The sequence below is a fragment of the Pantoea sp. X85 genome (genome assembly GCF_029623675.1).
Classification (GTDB): domain Bacteria; phylum Pseudomonadota; class Gammaproteobacteria; order Enterobacterales; family Enterobacteriaceae; genus Pantoea; species Pantoea leporis.
Genome location: NZ_CP121109.1, coordinates 216291 through 243288 on the forward strand (window position 1 = coordinate 216291; position 26998 = coordinate 243288).

The window sequence follows — 26998 nt, forward strand, 5'->3', positions numbered from 1 at the left end:
TAGAGGAGTAAACAGATGACTAAACGTTTCCCGGACGGATTTTTATGGGGCGGCGCCGTTGCCGCAAACCAGGTTGAAGGCGCGTATCAGGAAGGCGGCAAAGGTTTATCAACCTCCGACCTGCAACCCAAGGGCATATTTGGTGCACGCGTCGAGCGCAGCGATGACGATTTTGGCATCAAGGATACCGCCATCGATTTCTATAACCGCTTCCCGGAGGACATCAAACTGTTCGCCGAAATGGGCTTTACCGTGCTGCGTACCTCGATTGCCTGGACGCGCATCTTCCCGCAGGGCGATGAAGCGGAACCCAATGAAGCGGGATTAGCCTATTACGATCGCCTGTTCGATGAGATGGCGAAATACAACATCACGCCGCTGGTGACGCTGTCACATTACGAAATGCCGTACGGCTTGATCAAAAAGTACGGTGGCTGGGGCAATCGCATCACCATTGATTGCTTTGAACGCTATGCGCGCGCGGTGTTCACCCGCTTCCAGCACAAGGTGAAGCTGTGGCTGACCTTTAATGAGATCAACATGTCGCTGCACGCGCCGTTCACCGGCGTAGGTCTGGCGGAAGAGAGCGATCAGCAGGCAATCTATCAGGCGATTCATCATCAGCTGGTGGCGAGCGGGCGCGCGGTGAAAGCCTGCCATGAAATCGTTAAGGACGGCAAAATCGGTAACATGCTGCTGGGCGCGCTGCTCTATCCGCTGAGCTGCCGTCCGGCGGACGTGCTGGAAACCTTGCAACAGAACCGCGAATGGCTGTTCTTTGGCGATGTACAGGTGCGCGGCGCGTATCCGGCCTATATGAAGCGCTTCTTCGCCGATCGTAACATCAGCATTGAGATCACCGATGCCGATAAGCATGACCTGCAAAACACCGTCGATTACATCTCCTTCAGCTACTACATGACCGGCTGCGTTACCACTAACGAAGAGGAGAACCAGAAAGCGCGCGGCAACATTCTCTCGATGGTGCCGAACCCACATCTGCCGAGTTCCGATTGGGGTTGGCAGATCGACCCTGAAGGGTTGCGCATTCTGCTTAACATCCTCTATGACCGCTATCAGAAGCCATTGTTCATCGTAGAAAACGGGCTTGGTGCCAAAGATGTGGTGGAAGCGGACGGGCAAATTAACGACGATTACCGTATTCAGTATCTCAACGATCATCTGGTGCAGGTGCGTGAAGCGATTGAAGATGGCGTCGAGGTATTGGGTTATACCTGCTGGGGGCCGATTGATTTGGTCAGCGCGTCAAAAGCCGAGTTCTCCAAGCGTTACGGCTTTATCTACGTTGATCGCGATGACGCGGGTAACGGCACGCTGGCGCGTTCACGTAAGAAGAGTTTCTTCTGGTATCAGGACGTGATTCGTAGCCATGGTGCAGCGTTGAAATAAGTGAGTTGAATGAAGGGTGCGCAATCATGCGCACCTGGTTTACGCCTCGTCCGCATCATCCTGCAACGCCAGCGTCTCTTTGCGTACCCGCTCAATATGAATGGTGAGAAACATGCGTTCCTCGCTGGAGAGCTGATACAGGTATTTCTGCTGAATATGCTGGTCAATCTTCACTGCACATTGATAGGCGAGCGGATATTTGTCGCGCACCACATCATGTAAAGATTCATCCTCGCTCCACACGCCGCGTTTGCCTAACATGCGCTGTGCAAAGAACTTCAGATGGTTGACGAAACGGTTGTAGCTCAGGCTCTCTGTGCGGTAATCCAGCTGCTGGCGATACTTCACGATATGCAGGATTTCCTGCATAAATTGCGTGATGTGAGAAACATCGGCGAAATCATTGCCGAGCTGCGCATTCACCAGATGCAGGGCGATAAATCCGGCTTCATCTTCAGGTAACTTCACGCCAAGCCGCTGGCGAATCAGCGCCAGCGCTTCGATACCGAGGGAAAACTCTTTCGGATAGAGCGTTTTGATCTCCCACTTCAACACGTTGCGAATCGGGATACCTTGCTGGTGGCGCTCAATCGCAAAATGGCAGTGATCGCACAGTGCGATGGAGAGGCTTTCATGCAGCGGCTGGCCCAGTTGCTGACGCGCATTGGCAATAATCAGTTCGCTGGTGGTGATCACCTCGAGCGGGATATCCGACAGCAGTTCGCTGAGTCGGCCCGTTAAGGTGTCGCTTTGCAGCGCAAACACTTTTTCGATCTGCTGTGCATCCAGTTCGTCGCCAACGCGCTTCTGAAACGCCAAACCGCGTCCCATCACCACCTGTTCTTTGCCGTTGTCGCCCAGCACCACCGCGACATTATTGTTGAGGATTTTCGCGATTTTCATTTTTATCTGCCCTGAAAATAAAAAACCTGACCCACCGGAAGGACGGCGTGTCAGGTTTTGCCTGCGCTGAACGCAGTAACAATCTCGCCAGATCATAATCGGCTCTGCTTTCCCGACAAGCAGAGCGACAGTTAAATGTGAAACGCATCATATTTCCAGCGCAATGAATCAGATGCGTTGATGGCGCAATTTAATGAATGTAAGGATAGCGTAAGGAAATGATCAGATTTCTATAAAGTTTGCGTTAAGGCTGCCGATAGTACCGTAACGTTAAATTAACAGGAGTTGCGTACATGACTGGGATTTCAACATTAGGCGTCGGTTCAGGACTGGGTTTAAGCACCATTCTCGACAAACTGACCGCGGCAGAAAAACAATCGCTGGCACCGATTTCCAAACAACAATCCGCTGCGACCGCGAAGTTGTCCGCCTACGGCACCCTTAAAACCGCGATTCAGACCTTCCAGACGGCAAACAATAAATTAAACGATGCCGCGCTTTATACTTCGACGACCACAGCATCCAGTTCCAGTGCGTTTAGCGCCGATTCCAACGGCAATGCGCTGGCGGGAAAATACACCATCAGCGTGCAGAAGCTGGCGCAATCCCAGACGCTAACCAGCGAGACGAAAACCGATATCAAAGCGGCGATAGGTAGCGATGCCGCGTCCAGAACCCTGAAATTTGTTAACGCGGAAGGTAAAGAGAAAAGCATTACGCTAACCAAAGATCAGACTTCGCTTTCGGCGATTCGTGACACCATCAACAAATCTGACGTTGGCGTTACTGCAAGCCTGATTAAGGTCTCCGCCACGGAATACCGTTTGTCGCTGACATCATCGGCATCCGGCACCGCCAATGCGGTGAAATCGCTGAGCGTGACCGGCGATGATACCTTGCAGGATTTTATCGGCTTTGATGCATCAGATGCGGCCAGCAGCGGCATGGCGCAAAGCGTCGAGGCGCAGAATGCCAAGCTGACCGTAAACAATGTGGCGATTGAGAGCAGCAGCAACGTTATCACCGACGCGGTGGAAGGCATCACGCTGAAGCTTAACGATGAAACCAGCGGCAACCAAACGCTGACGGTGAGCAGCGATACCAACAAGGCGAAAACCGCCATTACCGATTGGGTGAATGCCTATAACTCGCTGCAGGATACGATGGCGAGTTTGACTAAATACACGCCAGTGGATGCGGGTAAAGATCCGGACGGGAAGAATGGAGCGCTACTCGGTGATGGCACGCTGCGTAATATTCAGGTGCAACTGAAAAGTATTCTGGCCAACAGCTCGGGTTCAGGTGTTTATAAAACGCTATCTCAGGCGGGCATTACTACCGATCCCACTAACGGCCAACTTAAGCTGGATGCCACCAAACTGACCACCAGCTTGCAAGTGAAACCAGAAGCGATTCGGGACATGTTTGTCGGTGATGGCAAAAAAACCGGTGTTTCGACGGTGCTGAACACCACATTCACCGCATTTCTTAGCAGTAAAGGTGTGTTGCAGGGCGCGACGGATTCCATCAGTAAAAAACTGAATACGCTAACCGATCAGTACAATACCGCCAGCAAACGTATTGATGACACGATTGCGCGGTATAAAAAGCAGTTCACCAATCTGGATAAGATGGTCAGCGTGCTGAATAACACCAGCAACTATCTCACCGAGCAGTTCAGCAATAGTACAAAGACCAATAAGTAAGCGTAACGCGATCGCCATAAATGGCGATCGCTATTTCTGAAACTAGCCTTACTTTTTCTTATTCAGCATGGCCTTCAAATCGGCAAAAGGATTATAGGTGGCTTCACCAACATCCTTCTGCGCATCTTCACCTGCCACAACACGTGTGCCGTACTGATCCGCTTCGGTGTATTTCGAGTGCTCGTGATCGTGACAATAGAGGCACAACAACTCCCAGTTACTGCCATCTTCTGGGTTATTGGTATGGTCGTGATCGATATGGTGAACGGTTAATTCGCGCAGGTTGGAATAAACAAATTCACGCGAGCAGCGGCCGCATACCCACGGATAGATTTTTAATGCTTTCTCACGATAGCCGCTTTCCAGCCGCGAGTAGTTTTTAGGGATCAGAGCCATTGCCGACGTTGCCTGTTTGAAAGAGATAAAGCGACATGTTATCTGCACATCCCGCAGCTGCCAATGATGTTTATCATTCCTGAGCATCCGTTCTAAAAAAACCGCCTACACTAGTTTGTAACTACGCGGAAATAAAAGGCCGCCCGACCCCGTTCGATGGAAATTCACTCATAAAATGATGCCCGTTAATGATTCTCCGTCGGTAAGCCGGATGCAACGTATTGCTTTGACTATGATGGTGGCATTGCTGGCCACGATCCCTCTATGGACCAACAAAATTTATTATCGGGATGATCTTTACCGGATATTAGATGGGGATAGATCAACATGGCTAAGTAACGGGAGGCCGGGCACCTGGTTATTACAATCCCTGATCTCTTTTGGTGATACGGTCAGCGATATTTCTCCGCTTAATTTACTGCTCGGATTGCTGGCGCTAAGTATTGCTGCGGTATTTTTCACGGAAAGATTGAGAATTCCGCTTGCGGGTTTCTGGTCATTTCTCCCACCGCTATTTATCATTCTTAATCCCTTTCTGACGCAGGGAATGCTCTATACCTATGACAGTCTCACCATACTTCTGTCATTTGCAGGCGCAATGCTGGCAAGCATGGTTAATCGCGCAAAGCCTTTTCAGGAGATCGTTTACACGGCGCTGATATTATTGCTGATTCAGACACTCTATCAGCCTGGGCTCAATGTCTATATTGCCTGCGTAGCCTTGCTGGTCGTCTCTCGACTGGTAAATGATCAATCTAGCTGGAAGTGGCTGTGCGGGAAAATAGTGGCGCTGGGCATTGCCATCCTGGTTTATAAACTCGCGATGAAATATTTATTGCCGGTGAAGATCGACTGGTACAGCATGAAACACAGCAAGTTGTTATCACTGAACTCCGATTCTCTGCAAGTACTTATCAACACTATTAAAGCGTTCAGTGACCTTTTTCTCAGCGCCTATCCGCGCGGCATGATGGTATTTATAGGGCTGCTTATGCTCATAATGTTTTCAGGCCTTATTTTGATGGTTCGAAACTTAAAACAGCAGCAGAAGTTGACGCTAAGTGCGGTCTTATTGCTGTTCAGTGCGGGATTGATCGTCATCATCGCCATCCCCGGACTTTCATTGGCCTTAGCCACGCCGTTATTTGCACCGCGTATGCTGGGCGCATGCAGCATTACTTTCCTGTTCTGTTTCTATGTAGCCGTTTATTCATTACCTGCAATAAGAAGCTGGCTGGCGGGATTGAGTGCGATATTGCTGTTTTATCATCTGGTGGTGATGCTGGTCACTTTTAACACTGTAGTTAACGATCAACGATATCAAATGGAGGTGATGAATCAGATCAAAATCACGCTTTCTGCTCCCGCTGCCCAATCGATTGATTCACTCGCCTTTATTGGGCAGTTGAATGATGCTCCAGAAGTACAAACCAATATTCGTAACTTCCCCATCATCGATCATATCCGCATGAAAATGTTGGGTGAGTCTGAACCGTGGATATGGCTGGCGCTGATCAAACATGTAGGTTTGAGATTGAAAGCGGTGAAAGCAACGGATGAAATGAGAGTAATTAAACCGCGTCAGGTTCTGGCGCAGGGACCCGATTATGACGCCTTTCAGGATGGGCAAACGATGGTGATTGATTTTAGAAAATCGGGTGGGCAGATTAATAAACTTTAATTCAACGGCTCAGTCCGGTTGCGGGTGGGTAATAATCCCGGACTGAGCTTTTATCTGATGTTATTTATTCAACAGTTCTTTGCGAACAATTTCTGCACCTGCACTCAATGCATCTAGCTTGCCTCTTGCCACACCGCGTGGCAGAGGAATCATGCCGCAGTTGGTGCAAGGGTAGAGTTTATCAGCATCAACAAACTGCAGGGCTTTACGCAGCGTTGCTGCAACTTCTTCTGGCGTTTCAATGGTATTGCTTGCCACGTCAATGGCACCAACCATCACTTTTTTGCCGCGAATCAGTTCCATCAACTCCATCGGCACATGCGAGTTTTGACACTCCAGTGAGATGATATCGATATTCGACTTTTGCAGTTTAGGGAATATCTCTTCATATTGACGCCATTCTGTGCCCAGCGTCTTTTTCCAGTCGGTATTCGCTTTGATGCCATAGCCGTAGCAAATATGCACTGCGGTTTCGCATTTCAGCCCTTCAATGGCTCTTTCTAAGGTTGCGATACCCCAATCATTCACTTCGTCGAAAAAGACGTTAAATGCCGGCTCATCAAACTGAATAATATCGACGCCCACCGCTTCTAACTCTTTCGCTTCTTCATTGAGAATTTTAGCGAATTCCCATGCCAGTTTTTCGCGGCTTTTATAGTGGTTGTCATAAAGCGTGTCGATCATGGTCATTGGACCCGGCAGCGCCCATTTAATGGGACGATCAGTTTGCTGACGTAAAAACTTTGCATCTTCAACAAATACTGATTTTTGACGACTCACCGGACCCACAACGGTCGGCACACTGGCATCATAACGATCGCGGATTTTAACGATCTCGCGCTTCTCAAAATCTACGCCGTTGAGATGTTCAATAAAGGTGGTGACGAAGTGCTGGCGGGTTTGCTCGCCGTCACTGACGATATCAATTCCTGCCTGCAGTTGATCGTCCAGGCACAAACGCAGCGCATCTTGTTTGCCGTCGGTTAATTCCTGATCTTGCAATTTCCACGGTGACCACAACGTTTCCGGCTGAGCCAGCCACGATGGTTTCGGTAAACTACCAGCAGTGGAAGTCGGTAATAATTTTTTCATAGCAGGTGACCTTATATTTTTATCGGTAATCAAAGAACGGGAGTAAACCATTGCTCAAGAAGAGTTTGATATGGCTTGATGAAGCGCTCTTCCGTGAACTTTCCTTGTTCAATAGCCAGATGGCTACGTTCTTCTCGATCATAAACAATTCGCGTTAAAGAATAATCCTGATGGCTCAGGCTTGGCTGATAGTGTCTACCAGCTGCAGAATTCGCATTGTAAATCTCAGGGCGGTAGATCTTCTGGAACGTCTCCATGGTGCTGATGGTGCTAATCAGCTCAAGATTGGTGTAATCACTGAGTAAATCGCCATGGAAATAGAAGGCCAGAGGCGCAGCACTGTTTGCCGGCATAAAATAGCGTGCCCGCAGGCCCATTTTGCCGAAGTATTCGTCAGTCAGAGAAAGTTCATCCTGCTGATATTCAATGCCCAATACCGGATGTTCATTACCGGTGCGGTAATAGGTATTTTTACTGGATACGCTCAGGCAAATAACCGGCGCTTTATTGAAATTCGCTTTGTAAGCTTCTGAGTTAACGAAATGCTTGAAGATGTTGCCATGCAGATCGCCAAAATTATCTGGCGTGCGGAATTCAGTATGGTTCTTGTTGTGCTCAGACAATAAAACGCTGAAATCATAATCACGCACGTAAGAAGAGAAGTTATTTCCAACAATCCCTTCAATGCGTTCGTTGGTTTTTTTATCAACGATATTGGTTTTCAATATTTCGATCACCGGGAAGGTGCTGTTGTTGCCCTCAGCACCCAGATTCAGCTCAGCAGAAATAATCTCTAGCTCAACCGCGTAACGATCGCTTTTAGGGTTGTCCCAATGCGCCAGTGAATTGAAACGGTTATCAATCATCACTAAGGCGTTGCGCAGGTTCTCCTGACGCTTCTCACCACGCGCCAAATTGGCAAAATTGGTGGTGATGCGTGTATTGCCAGAAGGGTTGTAATTTTCGTCGAAACGAAGGCTCTTAACAGTAAAAGTAAAGGCGTTGTTCATTTTAGTCTGCTATCCCGGTTACCAATATAAAGCCTTGCTGTCGCTGAATTTCAGGATTTCCCAATGCTTTTGCAGGGTACTTTCATTCAGCAGGCTTGATATTATTTTAAGTTATTAACAATGGTACTTTTATGCCTGAGTCACTGGTTGAAAAAAAGTGATTTAATTTCATCGAACATGAAGGAATTTCATGATGAGGAGAGGAGGATGAACGGCGCTCACTGTAGCCAGCCTGTTCAACCTGGCAGAGGCTCTACAATTAAAGGTATACTCTTCCACAAATTTTTAACCGGTTAAGACATGACAATGGCAAAACTCACCTTACAAGAGCAGCTGCTGAAAGCAGGCTTAGTCAGCAGCAAAAAAATGGACAAGGTCCAGAGAACCGCTAAGAAATCACGCGTTCAGGCTCGTGAGGCCAGAGAAGCGGTGGAAGAGAACAAAAAGGCTCAGCTTGAGCGTGATAAGCAGTTGAGCGAACAGCAAAAGCAAGCGGCGTTATCGAAAGAGTACAAAGCGCAGGTCAAGCAGCTGATTGAAATGAACAAAATCGATATCTCTAAAGGCAATATTGGTTTTAATTTCACCGACAATAATCTGATTAAAAAAATCGACGTCGATAAGCAAACGCAGACACAACTGATTAATGGCCGATTGGCGATTGCGCGCCTGGCCGTCGATAGCAAAGGCGAGAGCCAATACGCGATTATTCCCGCCAGCGTCGCCGATAAAATTGCACAGCGTGATGCGAACAGCATCGTGTTGAATAGTGCATTGAGTCAGGAAGCTCAGGATGAAGACGATCCGTACGCTGATTTCAAAGTGCCTGATGATTTAATGTGGTAAGCACAACGCCGGTTGCGTTGTCAGAACGGGCAGGCACACCGGGCGTTTAGGCACTCGCCGCTGACCGGATGAACAAACTTCAACTCGCTGGCGTGTAACATCAGACGCGGGATGTGTTCGGTCCCCGCCAGCATAAGACCGCCATACAGGTCGCAACCCAAAATCGGATGGCCCAACAGCTGGCAGTGGATACGCAGCTGGTGGGTGCGTCCAGTCTCTGGCGTAAGTTCCACCCGCGTTAATGGCATGAACGTCCTATCTTCCATTAGGTGATGAGTGCGCTCAATTACCCGATAGCGTGAGCGAGCTGGCTTACCATTGATTGGGCAAATTGACATCAATGGAAATAGCGTCGGATCTTTGGCAATCGGCGCGTCAATCACACCTTCGTCGTCATGCAGATGCCCGCACAACAGTGCACGATAAATCTTGGTCACGCTGCGCTGGCTAAACTGCTGGCAAATTGCGGCATTGATCGCCTTATTGCGGGCAATCACCATTAACCCTGATGTGCCGAAATCCAGACGATGCACCAGCGTGCAGCCGGGGAAAAGCTTCACTAACCGATGATGCACAGAATCGAGATTGCGCGGATTCTTCCCCGACAGGCTGAGCAGACCAGCTGGTTTATTGATCAGCAGCAGATGATCGTCCTGGTAGAGAATCTCAATCTCTTCAAGACATTGCGGGGCAATAAAGGTATCGATAATCGTAGACATCAGGCTGCCCGGCTGGCGAAGGGATGCGGATAATAGCGAATTTTGCGGCAACTGGCGAATCCGGGCATGTGTCTATTCGCTCAGGCGAAATTTATCGTCCAGACTTAAAGCAAAGACGTGGTCTGCGCAGGCAATGTGCTTTACACTGCGCGCTGAAAAAACTGAGTAGATAACGATTAGGTAGGCGGCAATGGCGATGAACGGAACGATCACAACCTGGTTTCAGGATAAAGGTTTTGGATTTATCAAAGATGAAAATGGCGATAACCGCTATTTCCATGTGATTAAGGTCGCTAACCCTGAGCTGATTAAGAAAGACGCGGCGGTGACCTTTGAACCCACCACCAATAACAAAGGTTTGTCCGCGTATGCGGTGAAGGTCTCACCTGAGAGCAAATACATCTATATTGCCGGCGAGCGCCTGAAGCTCACCTCGATCAAATCTTATGTGGTTTACAGCGAAGACGTGCCGGTTGAAACGCGCATCGATAAAGAGAATACCGTGCTGTCGGTAGGTATTCTGATGAATAGCATCAAGCCGAAAACAGACGTTAAGCCGGATGAAACGCGCTCACTGAAAAAACTGGCGGTAACCACCTTTCAGGGAACGACTTTGATTTTCACGGCAGATGAAATTGATATTGATGCCACGGTGAAAATGCTTAAGGTGTGAAGATATTCTGATTAATTCTCAGCGGAAATCCTCACGCAGGATTTCCGCATTGATTATGCCGTTGGCCTTTCGTTCCATGCATCGTTGAATTGAATGTTTCCATCAACATATTTCCACGTGATCTTCGCATAACGCAGCGCAATGCTTTCCATATGCCCGGTTCCTGGACAATTACGCGTGTCATGCATGATCGGCGATATCGATATGACCTTTACGTCTTCCATTAATATGTTGAAGTACTCTTCTTCCTGACCGGCATCGCTGATGCGGTACCATTTGAGTTCCGCAGCTTTCAGCGTCTGGCCTGTGGCGACTGCCTTGTAAAGATAAGGGGAGGCAGAATCAATTTCCTTCTCGAACTGAAACGGAGCATGTTGCCTGGTACCAGTCAGCTTGCCGGAGCTGTTATCCGTGGGAATACTGAGATTATGGTGAATACCTCTCAGCTCGATACTCCCTTCTCGGTTCATCACATCAGAACCACCACGAATTACAGCACCGCCATCATCTTTAATCCACATATGAACTGGAACTGCCATGTCAATTCTCCTTGTATTATTTATATAACCAACAGCCTGCTTTAGCGGACTCTATTAACATTCCTATCGTAAAGTCGGGAACCTGAACTGGAATAGTTTTCTTAAAAGGATTCCAGGAAAATGGGATGTCTGGGTAATAAACTTTGATATCGAAACCAGCGGGGTCAACGTTAAATTTCGTAAAATACTCTTTCATTAACTCCTCAACCTCATACTCATCAATACTCAGATCGGTATCGAGATCAGTCTCATGGGTAAGAATCACTTTTCTAATGTTGAACAAATAGGTTCCGGCATACGGCCGAATGAAATCATATATTTGCTGTTCGATATTACTTACCATATTTTATCTGCTTCTGAGACAATAAAGTTGTAGTCCCTGATTGTACAGTAAACTATTTGGGATATATCGGCAGCGAGTATAATGACACCGAGTAGTGGAACGGTTCGCCCCACAAAAGTGCCAATATTCCTTACATAGATTTTCCTTGCAGTCCATGGGGTATAACCCCCTAACCATGTTGGAAGTTCAATCCCATAAGGGAATTTAGCTTTCTTGAATACGGCTCGTGAAGCCTTAGAGGCATAGGAAGTTCCTTTCGTGGTATTACCACCAATCTTCCCTCTCGTTGATAAGTTATTTCTACCTGAAACGATAGCCGCAACAGCTGAAAAATCAGCAACACCCAGTCCATATTGTTCGACAACCTTTTCACAAAAAATCATAAAAAGGAGTTCACTGCTCGTTAGATTCGAACGTCCAGCATAGAAGTACGTCCCATTAAGCTGCTCAACCGTATCCATAATCATCCTCCCTGAATTACAGGCGGCCAGATTACAACGTGATGAACGCTATTTTTTGTTCAAAAGAGAGGAGTGGAACCACTAATAGCGGGTTAACTATTGGAGAGTTTAGGGAGATTATGGCAGCGTTTGCCTGGCAAAGGCCGCGTGGTCGCCATGATTGGCGACCCAGCGTTTTCGTAGGGTGCACATTTTTGCGCACCGGCTAAATCAGCTTAAAAACTCTGCCAATCCGCATCATTCACCACCGCAACGCGCGAGGGTTTAACGAATGAAGCCGTACGCACCACAGCCTGCTTTTGCTGAACTTCGCCAGCCGCCGCGACATGGAATTTACCCACCAGTTGATTCAAATTCCCGGCCTGCTCCTGCAGCGATTGCGAAGCGGCAGAGGCTTCTTGCACCAGCGCGGCGTTCTGCTGCGTAACGTCGTCCATCTGATTCACCGCTTGCTGCACCTGCACGATGCCCTGACTCTGCTCGACTGCGGCAGCGGCAATCTCTTCCACCAACTGACTTACCTGATGAATGGCATCGTTCATCACGCTCATATTACGGCCTACGTCGCTGGCCTGCGCAGCACCGGCTTCGGTCAGACGATGTGACTCTTCGATCAGCGTTTTGATTTCGTGCGCGGCGGTGGTTGAACGTTGCGACAAGTTGCGCACTTCACCGGCGACTACGGCGAAGCCTTTGCCGTGTTCACCGGCACGTGCGGCTTCAACGGCAGCGTTCAGCGCCAGAATGTTGGTCTGGAAGGCGATGCCTTCAATGATCGAGACGATTTCCGTCACTTTGCGCGAGCTACCACGAATGTTATCCATGGTTGAAAGCATGGTGGTCAGTGATGTGCTGCTCTTCTCCGACAATCCGCTGGCGTTAGCGGCAAGCTGACTGGCCTGGCGCGTGTTATCCGCGGTTTGACGCACGGTTTCACTCAGCTCGGTCATGCTGGCCGCGGTCTGCTCCAGCGATGCCGCCTGTTGCTCGGTGCGTGATGAGAGATCTTCATTGCCCGCGGAAATCTGTACCGATGCGCTGCTCACTGATTGTGACGCCTGACGCACCGAGGAGAGCGCGCCTGATACGCGATCCATCAGGACGTTAAACGAGTGCGCCATGTTGCCCACTTCATCACGACGGCTCTCATCTGCTTTCAGCGTCAAATCGAGGTTTTCGCTGGCAGTCATCATCACTTTGCCCGCAGCAGACAAGCTGCGACGGATACGCAATACGGTGAACAGCGACAGCACGCCAAAAATCAGCACGGTGGCGATAACGCCGGTGATGGTCGTCCATAACACCGAGTGGAACGTGCTGCGGTTGGTGGCGCGCAGTTCATCGCCAATGGCGATATTCAGCTGCAGCTGTTTTTGATAATCGCTAATCAGCTGGCGAATGGCGGCTCCGATACCTGTTTGTCCATCAATCAGATTGAGGCTGATATCATTTTGATGCGCACGCGAGGCGGTGATAAACGGCGCCAGTGCGGCGGTGACGTGCTGAATATTGGCATAAGCGACTTCGGTCAAGCGCTTATCTTCATCGCTGGAGATATCGTGCGCCATGTAGTAATCGGTCTGCGCCTTCAAATCCGCCAGCTGTTTCTGGATCTCGTCCTCAATAGCCGGCATTTTGCTGTCGTCGGTCTGGCTTTTGTGTTTGTAGAGCGTTAACGCCAACTGGTTACTGCCATCAATCAGTTTCCCCAGATCTTTGATCGAGGGAATCGCATTGGCCTGTACATATTCAAAGCGATCCTGAAAACCAGAGAGTAAGGAAATGGCGAGTATCGCTTGCAGGATGATGGCGCCAAACAGTATGGAAAAGGTGGCAAACAGACGTTGAGAGATGTTCATTTTATTATCCTTAATCTTAAAGCGTCCCGGCAAAAGCCGCGTAGGGAAGAGGGCAGATTAATAACCATCGGCAGATTGAGGAAATTAGTTAATTTTTTTATTCAGGGTTTAAGTCTTCAACTGGTTATCACGCTAATTTTTAACATTTTTGCCGGATACCAGCGCTGTATTGCATTGAATAAGTAAAGGACTACAAAACTCCGCGCTCCCTCCGATATTGCCTTACAGACCCGCTCTCTATCATTTCGGAAATCGTGAAAGTTTCTGAACTTAGAGAGAGTAAAGTCCCATGAATAAAATATTCCGCGTGATTTGGCATGCTGCAACGCAGCGTTATGTGGTGGCCTCTGAGCTGGCCAAAGGCAAAGTTAAATCCCAATCTTCGGGTAATGCGATGGGCAGTGCAGCGCGGAAAACAGCGGTGCTCTCTGGCCTGGCGATGGCTGTCGCTGTCACATTACCTGTCAGCAACGTATTCGCCGCGGCGATTATCGCCAACGGTGCAATCTTAAACTACGACGGACAGGATATCGTCTCGACCGCAAACAACAGTGAAAGCGGGCGCGGCTTGAGCGCATCGAATAAGGGTTCGATCACCTTTACCAACGGTTCGCTGACCACCAGCGGCACCGCCGGTGTGGGTGCGATGGCAAATACGGGCGCAACCATCACGCTGAAGAACACTGAAATTAAGACCTCGGGGTCCTCTGCGCAGGGCATGATGTCGCAAAACAACAGCAACATTAATGCGGATGGCGTCCATATCAACACCAGCGGCTCATCGAGCTACGGTGTACATGTTGTTGATGGCTCAGCCACGCTCAGCAATAGTTCAATTACATCATCGGCCTATGGTCTGGTTTCGCAAGGTTCTAATGGCAATATTAATCTTAGCGACACCATTGCCAGCACTTCAGGTGAACGCGGTCATTCTGCCTACGCATCAAGAGGCGGAAAAATCACCATCGATGGCAGCACACTCGCAACTTCCGGACATCTGGCATTAGGTGCCTATGCGACAGGAGCTGGAAGTCAAATAGATATTACTAACAGCAAAATAAGCACGACTGGGTCTTCTTCAGAAGCGGTAATGGCGCAGAACGGTGGCACGGTCAATTTAACCAACACAACCATTTTTACCGACCGAATTAACTCTTATGGATTACGTGCTAGCGGCAGCGGAGCGGTAGTGAATTATGATAACGGCACAATTACTACCTCCGGACCCACCACTTCCGTTCAGGCACTAAATGCGGGCAGTGAAGTAAACATTCGTAACGCGACGATAAATACCTCAGCTCTGGGTCTTGCAGCAACATCAGGCACAGTAACAGCGTTTAATACCGTTATTAATAATAATGGCCTTGAGGCGCCTGATACGATGGTGACCAACGATTTGACGAGCTTAGGAGCCGCAGTGGCAGCCCGTTATACTGGTGGATTAGCCAGCTTGAAGAATGTCCAGGTCAACAGTACACGTGGAAATTTACTCGGCGTTCGCGTTAGCGAAGGCGCCCTGGTTGAATTGGATAATGTTGAATTCAACCACGTTAGTAATGCTGATGGGTTGGCTGTTCTTAAGGGTGGAACGCTGAGGGGCGACCGTGTCAGCGTGAATATCGCGGGTCAGGATGGCGCAGCTTTGTCTTCGGGTATCTGGATGGGGATGCGTGATGGTGACAACCGCGTCGATTTAACCAATTCACAGATCACGCTCACCGGCGCGAACAGTGCGGGTATGCTGTTCCAGTCTGATGCGGTCAGCAACAACACCGTGTCGCTGAGCAACAGCGCGGTTACTGCGAGTGAAGGTAGTGCAATGGTGGTTTCCGGCACTGCCGATACCAAAGTCACCACTTCCGGCACCGCATTAACCGGCGCGACGCTGTTATCCGCAGGCATTGGCAATAGCGGCACGGTGAGCAATGTGACATTGACCGGTGATAACGGCTCAGTATTTAACGGTGATGTCATCATCGATCGCGCCAACACCGCGACTAACATCATCAACCTCGATAACAACTCCGTCTGGAGTGGTGCGACCAGCTCACTGGAAAATCTGAACCTGGCGAATGGCAGCCAGTGGAATGTTACGTCGAGCTCTGCGGTGGATAATCTGACGCTGAATAACGCCACGCTGAATATGACCGCGCCCGGCACCGGCTTTAGCCAGGTGACCTTGAGCAGCCTGAACAGCACCAACGGTACCATCGACTTCAAAACCCATCTGATGGATGACCACTCAGAGACCGATCATCTGCACATCACCGGTGATTACAACGGTAACAGCAACGTGGTGGTGCAGAACGCCGGCGGCATCGGCGCGCAAACCATCGATGGTATCGAGCTGATTCGCGTCGATGGCAACGTAAACGGTACGTTCACCCAGCAGGGCCGTATTGTGGCCGGTGCTTACGATTATCATCTGGTGCAGGATGCCAATAAATGGGTACTGGAGAGCAACAGCAACAACGTGGCACCGGGCAATCCAGGCAGCAATCCGGTTAATCCTGGCGATCCTGACAACGGCTCCGGCACGCCAGGCGATGATACCGGCACGCCAGGCAGTGGCTCAGGTAATGCGGGCGATGTGGGCAAGCCGGTTAAAGGCTTCCCGATTACGCGTCCGGAAGCGGGCAGTTATGCGGCTAACCTTGCTGCGGCGAATACCTTATTTACCACCTCGCTGGATGATCGTCTGGGTGAGACCCACTACATTGGCGCAGACGGTAAGAAACACGCCACCAGCTTGTGGTTGCGTAACGCAGGTGGACACACGCGCTTCAGCGATAGTTCCGGCCAGCTGAAATCCACCGGTAACCGTTATGTGATGCAGTTAGGCGGCGATATCGCCCAGTGGAGCAGTAATGGTGCGGACCGTTTCCATCTGGGTGTCATGGGCGGCTACGCTAATGCGCAAAGTAACACACACTCCAACGTGACGGGTTACACCGCAAAAGGTCAGGTGCACGGTTACAGCACGGGCGTTTACGCGACCTGGTTGCAGGACAACGCTGACAAGACCGGAGCTTATGTTGACAGCTGGATGCTCTACAACTGGTTTGATAACAGCGTGAAAGGTGATGGCATCGCGGAAGAGAGCTACAAATCGAAAGGCATCACCGCGTCAGTGGAAGCCGGTTACAGCTTCAAAGTCGCGGAGATGAGCGAGCGTTCCAGCGTCTATCTGCAGCCGAAGGCGCAGGCGACCTGGATGGGCGTGAAAGCGAAGGATCATCAAGAGCAAAACGGCACGCGTGTGGTGGGTGAAGGCGACAACAACCTGCAAACGCGTCTGGGTGTTCGCGCTTACATCAAAGGCCACAATGCCATTGATGATGGTAAAAACCGCACCTTCGAGCCGTTTATCGAAGCCAACTGGGTGCACAACACCGAAACCTTTGGCAGCAGCATGAATGGCATCAGCGTGCAGCAAGCCGGAGCGCGTAACCTCGGTGAAGTGAAAGTGGGTGTCGATGCGAAGCTGAATAAAACCGTTAATCTTTGGGGCAATATGGGTCAGCAGATGGGGGATAAGGGTTACAGCGATACCAGCGCGATGGTGGGCGTGAAAGTTAATTTCTGATAACACAAATCGCGCCGCTACGAATGCATGCATGCTTCTGTAGCGGCGCAGTTTATTGCGCAAATTTATATAATTACGGCCTGCGGAACAGCGCCATACTGCGGCCTTCCAGCTCGAAATCCTTCTCCTTGGTAATCACTAACCCTTTCTCAACGCTGTCAGACGTCGAAAGCTCCAGCACCCAGCCGCCTTCACCAAACTGTGGAATACTGAACGGCACATTGCCTTCATACGGATTAAACAGCATCAACACGTCATGCCAGATGCCTTCCTCCGGCTCTAAATCCGGGCGACCGAGATACACCCCGAGCGTGGTGCCATCATCCCATTGATCATCCTGCTGGAAGCCGCCACCGGCGTTAAACCATTTGATTTCCATACCATCGCGCCAGCTTTCACGCCGCAGCAGCGGTTGTTGAGCGCGTAACGCCAGAATATGCCGGGTAAAGTCACGCAGCGCATCAGCAGAAGGCGGCAGGTTTTCCCAATGCAGCCAGGAAATCTCGCTGTCCTGGCAGTAGCCGTTATTGTTGCCGAGTTGACTGCGACCAAACTCATCACCCGCCAGCAACATCGGCGTGCCGTGCGAGAACAGCAGCGTGGCGAGGAAGTTGCGTTTCTGCCGCTCACGTACCGCGTTGATGCCTTCATCGTCCGTCGGGCCTTCCGCACCGTAATTGTACGAACGGTTCTCGTTATGGCCGTCATTATTATCTTCACCGTTGGCTTCGTTGTGTTTCTCGTTGTACGAAACCAAATCGTTGAGCGTGAAGCCATCATGCGCGGTAAGGAAGTTAATGCTGGACCAGGGACGGCGACCGCGCTGGTCGTAGAGATCGCCAGAACCGAGCAGGCGCGCGGCGAAGTCATTAGTGACCATGTCACCTTTCCAGTACTCACGCACCGTATCGCGATACTTATCGTTCCACTCCGCCCAGCCTGGCGGGAAGCCGCCAACCTGATAACCGCCCGGCCCGATATCCCACGGCTCACCGATCAGTTTCAGTTTGGACAACACCGGATCCTGCATGATGGCATCGAAGAAGCCACTACGCTGGTCAAAGCCTTCCGGTTCACGGCCCAGCACGGTGCCGAGATCGAAACGGAAGCCATCAACATGCATGGATTCGGCCCAATAACGCAGCGAATCCAGAATCATCTGCAGCACGCGCGGATGCGACGTATTCACGGTATTACCGGTGCCGGTGTCATTGATGTAGTAGCGATGCTGATCCGGCAGCGTGCGGTAATAAGAGTAGTTATCAATGCCTTTAAACGACAACGTGGGGCCGAGTTCATTGCCTTCGGCGGTGTGGTTGTAAACCACGTCGAGGATCACTTCGAGGCCAGCATCGTGGAAGGCGCGTACCATATCGCGGAAGCCCTGAATCCCGCGCGGACCAAAGTAGCGCGTGGCCGGGGCGAAGAACGCCAGCGTGTTGTAGCCCCAGAAGTTTTTCAGACCGCGATCCAGCAGATGCTGATCGTCCGGGAAACCGTGCACCGGCAGCAGCTCCACGGTGGTTACGCCCAGGCTTTTGATGTAATCGATCGAAGCCTGATTGCTTAAACCGTCGTAAGTGCCGCGCATCTCTTCGGGCACCGCCGGATTAAGCTGGCTAAAACCTTTAACGTGGGCTTCATAAATGACCGTTTTTGACCACGGAATATTCGGTCGATTAGCATCCTGCCAGTCAAATTCATTGGGATCGATGACCACACATTTGGGCGTAAACGGTGCGCTGTCGCGGGTATCGAAACTCAAATCCTTACCTTCATGCAGCAGATCATACGCGAAATGCGACTCGTCCCACTGCAATTCGCCCGCCAGTTCGCGTGCGTAAGGGTCGAGCAACAGTTTGTTAGGGTTAAAGCGATGGCCATTTTCCGGCTCGTACGGGCCGTGTACGCGATAGCCATAGAGCGCGCCGGGCTGCAAGCCGGGAATGTAGCCGTGCCACACTTCATGGGTGTATTCCGGTAAATCGAAGCGGGCGATTTCGTTTTCGCCGCTCTCATCGTACAAACACAGCTCGACTCGCTCAGCGCAGGCCGAAAACAGCGCAAAGTTCACGCCCTGGCCATCATAGTTAGCGCCAAGCACTTGTCCCGAACCTGCTGTAATTTCTAGAGGCTTACTTGTCATCCATTATTCTCCACACAGATTAATCGGGTAATGCATCAGCTGCTCAGCAGCACTAACGGCGCACTTGAGGCCGCCTCATCCAGCGCGATGTAATCGCCAATCGTCACGGTTTCGCCACTCCATAAGTTGCGATAGTGACGATGGGCGAGTGACTCGGGCAGTACCACTTCGGTTTGCGTCCACTGCGCGTTGTCAAAACTCAGGCGCGGCAGAATGACCAGCAGCGCGTGGTTACTGTCCTGACGCGCAAAGGCGATGACTTTCTCCTGATGTTCACCGCTGACGTCCAACGGCTGATAATCGCCCACACGGAACAGCTGCGGATAATCGCGACGCAGATGCAGAAGGCGTGCAATCACCTGTTGTTTCAGTTTGCCGCTCAGCCAGTTTTGCGCGTCGTTGAAGTCGGGCGAAGAAGACTCTTCCAGTTGCTGCTCCAGCAGCGCGAAGTCCGGCGTGCGGCGGTTGTCGGGATCGACCAGGCTGAAATCCAGCGCTTCGCTACCCTGATAGATATCCGGTACGCCCGGCGCGGTGAGTTTAATTACCGTTTGCGTCAGGCTGTTGATTAATCCGGCCTGAATAAACGGTTGCAACGCGTGGCTGAAATCGCTGAGGAACAACTGATTGGCCGGTGAAAGCAGATGACGCGCGTAATCCAGCACCGCTTTTTCGTAGGCTTCGTTGCTCTCTGCCCAGTCGGTACGCAGTTTGGCTTCGCGTAACGCTTTTTCGACAAAAGGAATAAAGCGCTCTTCGAGCTGGCTGGCATCCTGCGGTTGCAAGGTGGTCGGCCACACGCCAGCTAACGCCTGATACAGCATCCATTCCACTGCCGGTTCCGGTGCGGCGCCATCGTCCAGTTCCACTACCTGCGCCTGATTAATCTGCCGCCAGCGCGCTACGTGTTCCGCCCACAGCGCGGGTGCTTCGCTTAGCGTATACAGCCGCGCACGCGCATCTTCACCACGTTTGGTGTCGTGGGTTGAGGTGGAAGAGATGCCATCGGGCTGCTGTTGCAGCCGCGTTTGCATCTCGCTGTGGAAATGCGCCAGCGAGAAGGCGTGCGGCAGCGGTTCTGCTCCCACTTCATTGATGGCTAACGCGACGTGATTGCGGAAGAACAGCGTGTCTTCCACCGATTTCGCCATCAGCGGTCCGGTCAGCTGCTGGAAGCGCATGCGGAATTCGTGCGCGTCTTTTTCGCTCTCTTCAGAAACCGCGCCCAGCAGCATCGCCTGCAGCAAACTCAACACCGTTGGCGACGCGCTGTTTTTCACCGTTTCCAGCACCTGTTGCAGCAGCTCTTCGCCCTCAAGCGGCATGCCGTCCTGCTGGCCGTAGGTGCGATACACCGGGAAGGCGATGAGGATTTCGCGCAGTGCGACGTGCAGTTCCGCTTCGCCAAGGTTGCGATGTTCGGAACCGGCAATCTGCGTCGCCAGCTTAAGCAGACGCGCAAACTCACCGGCGAAATTGCGGTCAACCATCAATTCACGCGCCACGCGCAGTCCGCCTTCAACGTCGTTGCGTTGTCCGGTGGTGGCTTCATAGGCGAGATGCAGCGTGTCGATCTGCGAATCATCCACCAGCGCGTGCGACAGCGCGGCAATAAATTCGTAGCCGGTGGTGCCGGAAATCGGCCAATCGTCAGGGATCTTTTCCCCTTCGGCGAGGATCTTTTCTACCGTGATATAGCAATCCGGGCCGGTGGCCTGGCGCAGCTGGCGCAAATAGCCTTGTGGATCGGCAAGGCCATCAACGTGATCGACGCGCAGGCCGCTGACCGCGCCCGAGCGCACCAGTTCAAGAATCAGCCGGTGGGAATCGGCAAACACCGCTTCATCTTCAACGCGCACGCCGACCAGACCGGTGATCTCAAAGAAGCGGCGATAAGAGAGCTCGCTGCGTGCATCGCGCCAGCTCATCAAACGCCACGGCTGCTGCTCATGCAGTTCAGCAATCGCTTTGGCTTCAGTCATCGCCAGCACCTCGTCGGCGCGATCCTGCCAGCTGGCGGGCGTCAGCGGGTAAAAGCTGTCGTAATACGCCAACGCGGGATGGCCAGTTTGCGGATGCGCTTTAATGCTCAGCTCACCGTTTTCCAGCACGTTCTCGAAGCTGTCGCCGAGAAACGGCAGCGTCAGGCGGCGCGTCCAGTCGATATCAAAATGATTGGCATAGCGGCTGCTCTCGCCATACTCGATCACATCACGCCACCAGGCATTCTCCAGCGAGGCCGCCATATGGTTTGGCACGATGTCGAGAATCAAGCCAATCTCCGCGTCCTGCAACGCCTCAACCAGACGATTAAAGCCGTCGCGGCCGCCAATCGCCGGTTCGATCTCATTGGCATCGATGACGTCGTAACCGTGGGTGGATTCGGCGGTGGCGCTAAATATCGGCGACGCGTAAAGATGGCTGATGCCAAGGCGTTGCAGATAGGGCACCAGCGCCGCGGCGCGATCAAACGTCATGCCGTTGCGAAACTGAATGCGATACGTCGCGGTTGGAATACTCATCTTGTTGCTCCCTGATCCAAACGCACCACGATGGCGTTTTGTGATAATGCTTCAGTTTCTTGCGGCCAGGCGAAAATCGTGCGACCTGGCGTGGCGGGTAAAGGTTGCGTCTGCTTGCCGATATTCAGCGCCAGCGACAGTTCGCCTTGTGGGAAATGCCAGCTGACGGCCACAAAGCCTTCAGCGGTGGCGAGCACCTTGCCGCTGTTGCCGCCCGCATCGGCCAGCAGCGGCACGATATATTGCTGACGCAGCGCCAGCAGCTCGCGCGTGAGCGCCAGCCAGCTCTGGCCTTCAGGCGTTTGTAACTTATCCCAGTCAAGTTTTGAGCGGGCAAAGGTCTGCTCGGCGTTGGGATCCGGCACCTCTTCGTCATGCCCGGCGTGCCCGGTGAACTCCTTCGCGCGCCCTTCACGCACCGCTTTGGCTAGATCGCCGTGGAAATCGGTGAAGAACAGGAAAGGATTCGTTTCCCCATACTCTTCGCCCATAAATAGCAGCGGAATATGCGGCGACAGCAGCAGCGTCGCCAGCAGCACTTTGGTGCGATCGCTGCCCGCCAGGCTGAGCAAACGATCGCCCTGCGCGCGGTTACCCACCTGATCATGGTTCTGGATGAAATCAACAAACGCCACCGGCGGCTGGCTGGCGCTCGGCACGCCGCGCCGCTGCCCACTCTGCGGTGAAAGTTCGCCCTGATAAGCAAAGCCTTCAGTCAGCACTCGCGCCACCAGCTTCTCCGGCACGTCGGCGAAATCTTCGTAATAGGCATGAGTTTCACCGGTTGCAAACACGTGCACCGCGTTGTGGAAATCATCGTTCCACTCACCGGTAAACAGCGGCGCGTTGCCCTGTTTGTCACGCGGATGCAGGAAGATAACGTTGCGGCAATCTTCGGTGGTGAGATGAATAGGGCGCTCGGGTATTTCCTGACGGATGCGTTCGGCAATCTCAATCAGCGCATGCTTACTGGAGCTGTCTTCAATCTGGTCAATGGCATCAAAACGCAGGCCATCAAGATTAAATTCCTGCAGCCAGTAGAGCGGTGCTTCGACAATGTAGCGCCGCACAGCATCGACATCATATGCAATGCCTGCGCCCCACGGCGTCATGCGTTCCTGGTGGAAAAACGCCGGCGCCAGCAGCGGCAGGTAGTTGCCTTCCGGGCCAAAGTGGTTTAGCACGATATCCAGCACCACCGACAAACCGTGCGCGTGCGCGGCATCGATAAAGGCTTTGAAATCATCCGGCGATCCGTAAGCCGCATGCGGAGCGTAGAGCAGCACGCCGTCGTAGCCCCAACCGCGATTGCCACCAAACTGCGACACCGGCAGCACTTCCAGCTGCGTGATGCCTAATTCGGCCAGCCACGGCAATTTAGCTATCGCCGCCTGGAAGGTGCCTTCGGGCGTGAAGGTACCGATGTGCATTTCATACACCACCGTTTCATGCCATGGACGACCTTGCCATTCGGTGTGCTGCCAGCGATAGCTTTGCGGATCGACCACCAGTGAAGGGCCGTTAACATCAGCCTTTTGCGCACGCGCGGCGGGATCCGGCACCACCGTGCCATCGTCCAGCACAAAGTTATACTCTGCACCGGGCGCCACGCCGCTGACTTGCAGCTCAAACCAACCGTCGCCTGCGTCGAGCATGGCGGTGTCGTTATCGGCAAGTCTTAAGGTGATGTGCTGCTGCCCTGGTGCCCAAACACGAAAACGGACGCTGTCATCAGCAAGAATTTCAGCGCCCCAGGATTTTTCAAATGATCTGAATTCCATTCAATTGCCTCGTTTAGCCCACGCAGGGGCAATGGACGACATCAAGCGATTCGCTACTGGCTGAAAACGATAAATAATTTGGGATGAAAGTTAGGTCGGACAACAAATCATAGTCGATATTTTGGCGTTTTCTGGCGCGCGCGAGAGGATTTCAGGTGGGTTTAAGAAATTATCGAATAAGCGGGGGATTTTTACGCTTCGGTTAGATGAGGTCGCCAAAAAGGCGTGATGTTTGTCAGATGTGCAGCGCGCTGGCATCGCAGGGGTTCCGCCCGCTAAGCATCTGGTAGTTTCAGAATGCTGGAAGCAGGCGGCCGGGCTAAGGTCCGAAGGCGCGGACCTTAGCAATCCGCGCCTGCGCCGTCCTCGCTATTCCCTCGCTTATCGCTCCGTCCTGACGGACCGCGCGGATTCGCCTTCCTGGCTCATGCCGCGCTTTCGCCGACGTCCTGTCGGCTCATCCTGGCCGTCACTCTGCGCTCGGCGCTGCGGATGGCGCGCAACAGCGCCGTCTGTGATGGCAGTGCCCGAACGTGTTTTTCGTAGGGTGCGCATTGATGCGCACCAGGTCACCATGAATGGCGACCCTACGGGGTTTGTAGCGATGGTGAGTCAGGTTAATGCATAGTTGCTGCAACGTGGATGTTGAGGCGACATCCGCGCTGCAGCAGTCGTGCGTATTCTTAACTCAAAATCGCTTTAAATCCCGCAGGACTGCGGCCCTTGTTAATGCCGACTCGAACCTAAGCCGGTTTATGCTTGACCTTGCGTTTACGCAATTTATCGATCAAACGATGCGCTTCCGCTTCTGTTGCCACCGCAGGCGATGAACCTTTCAGCGGTTTGCGGGCCGTTTCACTCAAGGTTAAAACCGTCAGCAAACCAATAATCCCGGCACCGATCATGTAATACGCCGGCATCAGATTATTGTGCGTGGTATCCACCAGCCAGGCGGTAATCAGCGGCGTGGTGCCACCAAATAGCGAAACCGATAAGTTAAAACCAATTGCCAGCGCGCTATAACGAATATCGGTGACAAACAGCGCCGGTAACGTTGCCGGCATGGTGCCGCTGAAACAAGTATGCAATAAGCCCAGAATCGCCAGTCCGGCAAACACCAAAAGCATATTGCCGGAACCAATCAACATATAGCTCGGAATCGCCAGCACGATTAAGCCCAACGCGCCTAAACCAATCACCGGACGGCGACCAATGCGGTCGGTGAGATAACCCCACATTAACGTCAGCGGCATCATGATAAACATAATCACCATCACCAACATCAGGCCGGATAATTCACTCATTCCCAGCACGCCGGTTAAATAGCTCGGCATATAGGCGGTCAGCATATAATTGGAGACGTTGAACAACAGCACCAGACCAATACATTTCAGCAGCGGTTTACGCTGATCGCGCAGCATCTGCCACACGCTCAGGCGCGGCTTGTTGTGCTCCATCTCTTCGCGCTTATCCATGTGATCTTTAAACGCGGGCGTCTCTTCCAGCTTTAAGCGGATATACAAACCGAACAGACCCAACGGCGCGGCGAGGAAGAACGGCACACGCCAGCCCCAATCCATCATGGTTTGATGCGGTAAGAAAGCGATCATTGCTGTCACCAGGCTGGCGCCCAGCAGATAGCCACCCAGCGTACCGAACTCAAGGAAGCTACCCATAAAGCCGCGACGTTTGTCGGTGGAGTATTCCGCGATAAAGGTCGCGGCACCGCCATATTCACCGCCGGTGGAGAACCCTTGCAGCAAGCGCGCCAACAGCAGCAGAATCGGCGCAGCGATACCAATGCTGGCATAGCTCGGAATCAGACCGATACAGAACGTACCGATCGACATCATGATCATGGTTAACGCCAATACCTTCTGACGTCCAATGCGGTCGCCGAGTGGACCAAACACCATGCCGCCAATCGGGCGCACTAAAAACGCCGCGGCGAAAGTACCGAACGAAGCGATCAGCTGCGCGGCAGCGCTGGCATCGGCGAAGAAGACCTGGCCAATGATCACGGCGAGATAGCTGTAAACGCCGAAGTCAAACCACTCCATCGCATTACCCAATGCGGCGGCACCGACCGCGCGTTTCAGCAATTTGTTGTCGATAACGGTGATGTCATCAACGGTTAAGCCACTGGCTGTGGCTGAGTGTGTTGTATCCGTTCCTGTGCTCATAAATTCCCCAGTTGAGAAAATGGCGCGATCTTATAGCTTTCGCAGCCGTAATTTCATAAATGGAAAAGAAAGCTATAAGAGGCAGAAGAAGCGCAAACCCTAGTAAAGATTTTAACATCTCGCAAGTTGGCAGGATAAAACACGGGTAGATGGGACGGTTGAGGGAGGTCGCCATGGATGGCGACCGTGAATGTAGATAATCAGCCCGGCCCCTCACTACCGGCCGCCAGCAGCGGCACAATCACATCGCTGATTGGCGTGGGAATACCGCGCGCCCGACCATAACGCTGCACGACGCCGTTGCGGATATCCCACTCCAGCGGACGGTCGGCCTGGCGGTCGGCAAGGATCGAGGTGCCTAAATCAGTCGGTGCGCGGTGGAAGCGTTCTACAATCTCCTGCGGCACCTCATCTTTTAACGCGGCACCTTCAGCGCGTGCTACCGTCAGGCACTCCTGCAAATAGGCCAGCGCCAGCGCACTGATGTCGTCGCGCTGGAACATGCCCGCACGACGATTCGACAGCACCATCAAACCGGCAACCGCGTTTTGCAGCAGTTTGCGCCAGGCAATGGTCAGGAAATCGGCGGAGAGATCGACCGCGCAGCGCGTGTCGCGCAGTGCCGCAACCACCAACTCAGCGTGCGGCGTTTCCGGCAGTGTCAGGCGCGGCTTTTCGCGCAGCCACACCGAGGCGTCCGGTTCGCGCTGGGCCGGGAACCACACCACCGACGGCAGCACGATCGCGCCATTGACATAGGGCGCGAGTTGGCTTTTCTGCTCCACGCCATTCTGCAGCGCGCACACCACGGTATTTTCATCACACAGCGCCGCCAGCCATGGCGCGGTATCCTCAACCTGGGTGGTTTTCACCGCCACAAACACCAGATCGAACGGTTGCGCGATCTCGGCGGGATTGGTGAGCACCGGGCCGGGAACAATAATTTTGCCGCTGTCGTGACGCAACTCCAGCTGCGGATGTGCGGTACGCCCGCAAATCGTGGGCGTGCGTCCAGCTTCATGCAGCGCTGCCGCGATGGTAGTGCCAATCGCGCCCGGTCCAATAAGGGCGATGGTGGGATTCTCAGACATCTTATTAAGCTCCTGATTATCTAGTGGCAGAACGTTTCTTCAGCAGCGAAG

General features: G+C 52.3%; 20 protein-coding genes. 6 read left to right on the top strand and 14 right to left on the bottom strand.

Going from position 1 to position 26998, the window contains the following annotated elements:
• The first annotated feature begins 15 nt into the window (after nucleotides 1-15).
• On the top strand, nucleotides 16-1410 hold the full coding sequence (gene ascB, locus P6287_RS20605; RefSeq protein WP_277975259.1) for a 6-phospho-beta-glucosidase: 1395 nt from the start codon (nucleotides 16-18) through the stop codon (nucleotides 1408-1410).
• A gap of 39 nt (nucleotides 1411-1449) precedes the next feature.
• On the opposite strand, the gene P6287_RS20610 is transcribed toward ascB, so the two are convergent.
• On the bottom strand, nucleotides 1450-2313 hold the full coding sequence (locus P6287_RS20610) for a PRD domain-containing protein (protein ID WP_277975260.1): 864 nt from the start codon (nucleotides 2311-2313) through the stop codon (nucleotides 1450-1452).
• Nucleotides 2314-2606: 293 nt separating this feature from the next.
• Between P6287_RS20610 and fliD the strand changes: the two genes are divergently transcribed.
• Nucleotides 2607-4019 carry a flagellar filament capping protein FliD gene (fliD, locus tag P6287_RS20615; RefSeq protein WP_110867167.1) on the top strand — a complete coding sequence of 471 codons (1413 nt, stop codon included), beginning with the start codon at nucleotides 2607-2609 and terminating at the stop codon, nucleotides 4017-4019.
• 48 nt (nucleotides 4020-4067) lie between these two features.
• Here the strand turns inward: fliD and yajD are convergent, their stop codons facing one another.
• Nucleotides 4068-4415 (bottom strand): HNH nuclease YajD, encoded by a 348-nt coding sequence (gene yajD, locus P6287_RS20620; protein WP_101761311.1) that lies wholly within the window; start codon nucleotides 4413-4415, stop codon nucleotides 4068-4070.
• A 211-nt stretch (nucleotides 4416-4626) separates the two neighbouring features.
• Here yajD and P6287_RS20625 point away from each other — a divergent pair, with 211 nt between their 5' ends.
• Nucleotides 4627-6096, top strand: a complete 1470-nt coding sequence (locus P6287_RS20625) for a glucosyltransferase domain-containing protein (RefSeq protein ID WP_277975261.1) — start codon at nucleotides 4627-4629, stop codon at nucleotides 6094-6096.
• Nucleotides 6097-6156: 60 nt separating this feature from the next.
• On the opposite strand, the gene P6287_RS20630 is transcribed toward P6287_RS20625, so the two are convergent.
• Entirely contained in the window at nucleotides 6157-7188 is a 1032-nt protein-coding gene (locus tag P6287_RS20630) for a methionine synthase (protein WP_277975262.1), read from the bottom strand.
• Between the two features lie 29 nt (nucleotides 7189-7217).
• Nucleotides 7218-8198 (bottom strand): DUF1852 domain-containing protein, encoded by a 981-nt coding sequence (locus P6287_RS20635; RefSeq protein ID WP_110867169.1) that lies wholly within the window; start codon nucleotides 8196-8198, stop codon nucleotides 7218-7220.
• Between the two features lie 306 nt (nucleotides 8199-8504).
• Between P6287_RS20635 and P6287_RS20640 the strand changes: the two genes are divergently transcribed.
• Nucleotides 8505-9044: a DUF2058 domain-containing protein gene (locus P6287_RS20640; RefSeq protein ID WP_101761315.1), complete on the top strand. Its 540-nt coding sequence runs from the start codon at nucleotides 8505-8507 to the stop codon at nucleotides 9042-9044.
• 20 nt (nucleotides 9045-9064) lie between these two features.
• Here P6287_RS20640 and P6287_RS20645 read toward each other — a convergent pair whose 3' ends face one another.
• On the bottom strand, nucleotides 9065-9763 hold the full coding sequence (locus tag P6287_RS20645; protein ID WP_277975263.1) for an RluA family pseudouridine synthase: 699 nt from the start codon (nucleotides 9761-9763) through the stop codon (nucleotides 9065-9067).
• A gap of 190 nt (nucleotides 9764-9953) precedes the next feature.
• On the opposite strand from P6287_RS20645, the gene P6287_RS20650 reads away from it, so the two are divergent.
• The gene (locus P6287_RS20650) at nucleotides 9954-10436 is read left to right on the top strand and encodes a cold shock domain-containing protein (protein ID WP_101761317.1); all 483 of its coding nucleotides are present in this window, start codon (nucleotides 9954-9956) and stop codon (nucleotides 10434-10436) included.
• A 53-nt stretch (nucleotides 10437-10489) separates the two neighbouring features.
• Here P6287_RS20650 and P6287_RS20655 read toward each other — a convergent pair whose 3' ends face one another.
• From P6287_RS20655 to P6287_RS20670, 4 genes are all read right to left on the bottom strand, one after another.
• On the bottom strand, nucleotides 10490-10975 hold the full coding sequence (locus tag P6287_RS20655; protein ID WP_277975264.1) for an Hcp family type VI secretion system effector: 486 nt from the start codon (nucleotides 10973-10975) through the stop codon (nucleotides 10490-10492).
• Between the two features lie 16 nt (nucleotides 10976-10991).
• Nucleotides 10992-11318 carry a DUF1493 family protein gene (locus P6287_RS20660; protein WP_210080203.1) on the bottom strand — a complete coding sequence of 109 codons (327 nt, stop codon included), beginning with the start codon at nucleotides 11316-11318 and terminating at the stop codon, nucleotides 10992-10994.
• Nucleotides 11312-11779: an STM2901 family protein gene (locus P6287_RS20665; RefSeq protein WP_210080204.1), complete on the bottom strand. Its 468-nt coding sequence runs from the start codon at nucleotides 11777-11779 to the stop codon at nucleotides 11312-11314. Before P6287_RS20665 ends, P6287_RS20660 begins: the two co-directional genes overlap by 7 nt.
• 215 nt (nucleotides 11780-11994) lie before the next feature.
• Entirely contained in the window at nucleotides 11995-13638 is a 1644-nt protein-coding gene (locus P6287_RS20670; RefSeq protein ID WP_277975265.1) for a methyl-accepting chemotaxis protein, read from the bottom strand.
• Between the two features lie 289 nt (nucleotides 13639-13927).
• On the opposite strand from P6287_RS20670, the gene P6287_RS20675 reads away from it, so the two are divergent.
• Entirely contained in the window at nucleotides 13928-17224 is a 3297-nt protein-coding gene (locus tag P6287_RS20675) for an autotransporter outer membrane beta-barrel domain-containing protein (RefSeq protein WP_277975266.1), read from the top strand.
• Nucleotides 17225-17297: 73 nt separating this feature from the next.
• On the opposite strand, the gene glgX is transcribed toward P6287_RS20675, so the two are convergent.
• The 5 genes from glgX to P6287_RS20700 all read right to left on the bottom strand — a co-directional run bounded on the left by glgX (nucleotide 17298) and on the right by P6287_RS20700 (nucleotide 26947).
• Nucleotides 17298-19370 carry a glycogen debranching protein GlgX gene (glgX, locus tag P6287_RS20680; RefSeq protein ID WP_277975267.1) on the bottom strand — a complete coding sequence of 691 codons (2073 nt, stop codon included), beginning with the start codon at nucleotides 19368-19370 and terminating at the stop codon, nucleotides 17298-17300.
• Between the two features lie 35 nt (nucleotides 19371-19405).
• Nucleotides 19406-21892: a malto-oligosyltrehalose synthase gene (gene treY / locus P6287_RS20685; RefSeq protein ID WP_277975268.1), complete on the bottom strand. Its 2487-nt coding sequence runs from the start codon at nucleotides 21890-21892 to the stop codon at nucleotides 19406-19408.
• Entirely contained in the window at nucleotides 21889-23673 is a 1785-nt protein-coding gene (treZ, locus tag P6287_RS20690; RefSeq protein WP_192412794.1) for a malto-oligosyltrehalose trehalohydrolase, read from the bottom strand. Before treZ ends, treY begins: the two co-directional genes overlap by 4 nt.
• Nucleotides 23674-24416: 743 nt before the next feature.
• On the bottom strand, nucleotides 24417-25856 hold the full coding sequence (proP, locus tag P6287_RS20695) for a glycine betaine/L-proline transporter ProP (protein ID WP_101761326.1): 1440 nt from the start codon (nucleotides 25854-25856) through the stop codon (nucleotides 24417-24419).
• Nucleotides 25857-26056: 200 nt separating this feature from the next.
• A complete protein-coding gene (locus P6287_RS20700; RefSeq protein ID WP_277975269.1) occupies nucleotides 26057-26947 on the bottom strand; it encodes an oxidoreductase in 891 nt (296 codons plus the stop codon).
• Nucleotides 26948-26998: the final 51 nt, after the last annotated feature.

Coding starts and splice junctions, on each gene's coding strand:
- P6287_RS20675 (WP_277975266.1), top strand. CDS start 13,928: ATGAATAAAATATTCCGCGTGATTTGGCATGCTGCAACGCAGCGTTAT.
- ascB (WP_277975259.1), top strand. CDS start 16: ATGACTAAACGTTTCCCGGACGGATTTTTATGGGGCGGCGCCGTTGCC.
- proP (WP_101761326.1), bottom strand. CDS start 25,856: ATGAGCACAGGAACGGATACAACACACTCAGCCACAGCCAGTGGCTTA.
- yajD (WP_101761311.1), bottom strand. CDS start 4,415: ATGGCTCTGATCCCTAAAAACTACTCGCGGCTGGAAAGCGGCTATCGT.
- P6287_RS20625 (WP_277975261.1), top strand. CDS start 4,627: ATGCAACGTATTGCTTTGACTATGATGGTGGCATTGCTGGCCACGATC.
- P6287_RS20700 (WP_277975269.1), bottom strand. CDS start 26,947: ATGTCTGAGAATCCCACCATCGCCCTTATTGGACCGGGCGCGATTGGC.
- P6287_RS20630 (WP_277975262.1), bottom strand. CDS start 7,188: ATGAAAAAATTATTACCGACTTCCACTGCTGGTAGTTTACCGAAACCA.
- treY (WP_277975268.1), bottom strand. CDS start 21,892: ATGAGTATTCCAACCGCGACGTATCGCATTCAGTTTCGCAACGGCATG.
- P6287_RS20645 (WP_277975263.1), bottom strand. CDS start 9,763: ATGTCTACGATTATCGATACCTTTATTGCCCCGCAATGTCTTGAAGAG.
- treZ (WP_192412794.1), bottom strand. CDS start 23,673: ATGGAATTCAGATCATTTGAAAAATCCTGGGGCGCTGAAATTCTTGCT.
- P6287_RS20650 (WP_101761317.1), top strand. CDS start 9,954: ATGGCGATGAACGGAACGATCACAACCTGGTTTCAGGATAAAGGTTTT.
- P6287_RS20655 (WP_277975264.1), bottom strand. CDS start 10,975: ATGGCAGTTCCAGTTCATATGTGGATTAAAGATGATGGCGGTGCTGTA.
- P6287_RS20610 (WP_277975260.1), bottom strand. CDS start 2,313: ATGAAAATCGCGAAAATCCTCAACAATAATGTCGCGGTGGTGCTGGGC.
- P6287_RS20635 (WP_110867169.1), bottom strand. CDS start 8,198: ATGAACAACGCCTTTACTTTTACTGTTAAGAGCCTTCGTTTCGACGAA.
- P6287_RS20665 (WP_210080204.1), bottom strand. CDS start 11,779: ATGGATACGGTTGAGCAGCTTAATGGGACGTACTTCTATGCTGGACGT.
- fliD (WP_110867167.1), top strand. CDS start 2,607: ATGACTGGGATTTCAACATTAGGCGTCGGTTCAGGACTGGGTTTAAGC.
- P6287_RS20670 (WP_277975265.1), bottom strand. CDS start 13,638: ATGAACATCTCTCAACGTCTGTTTGCCACCTTTTCCATACTGTTTGGC.
- glgX (WP_277975267.1), bottom strand. CDS start 19,370: ATGACAAGTAAGCCTCTAGAAATTACAGCAGGTTCGGGACAAGTGCTT.
- P6287_RS20640 (WP_101761315.1), top strand. CDS start 8,505: ATGGCAAAACTCACCTTACAAGAGCAGCTGCTGAAAGCAGGCTTAGTC.
- P6287_RS20660 (WP_210080203.1), bottom strand. CDS start 11,318: ATGGTAAGTAATATCGAACAGCAAATATATGATTTCATTCGGCCGTAT.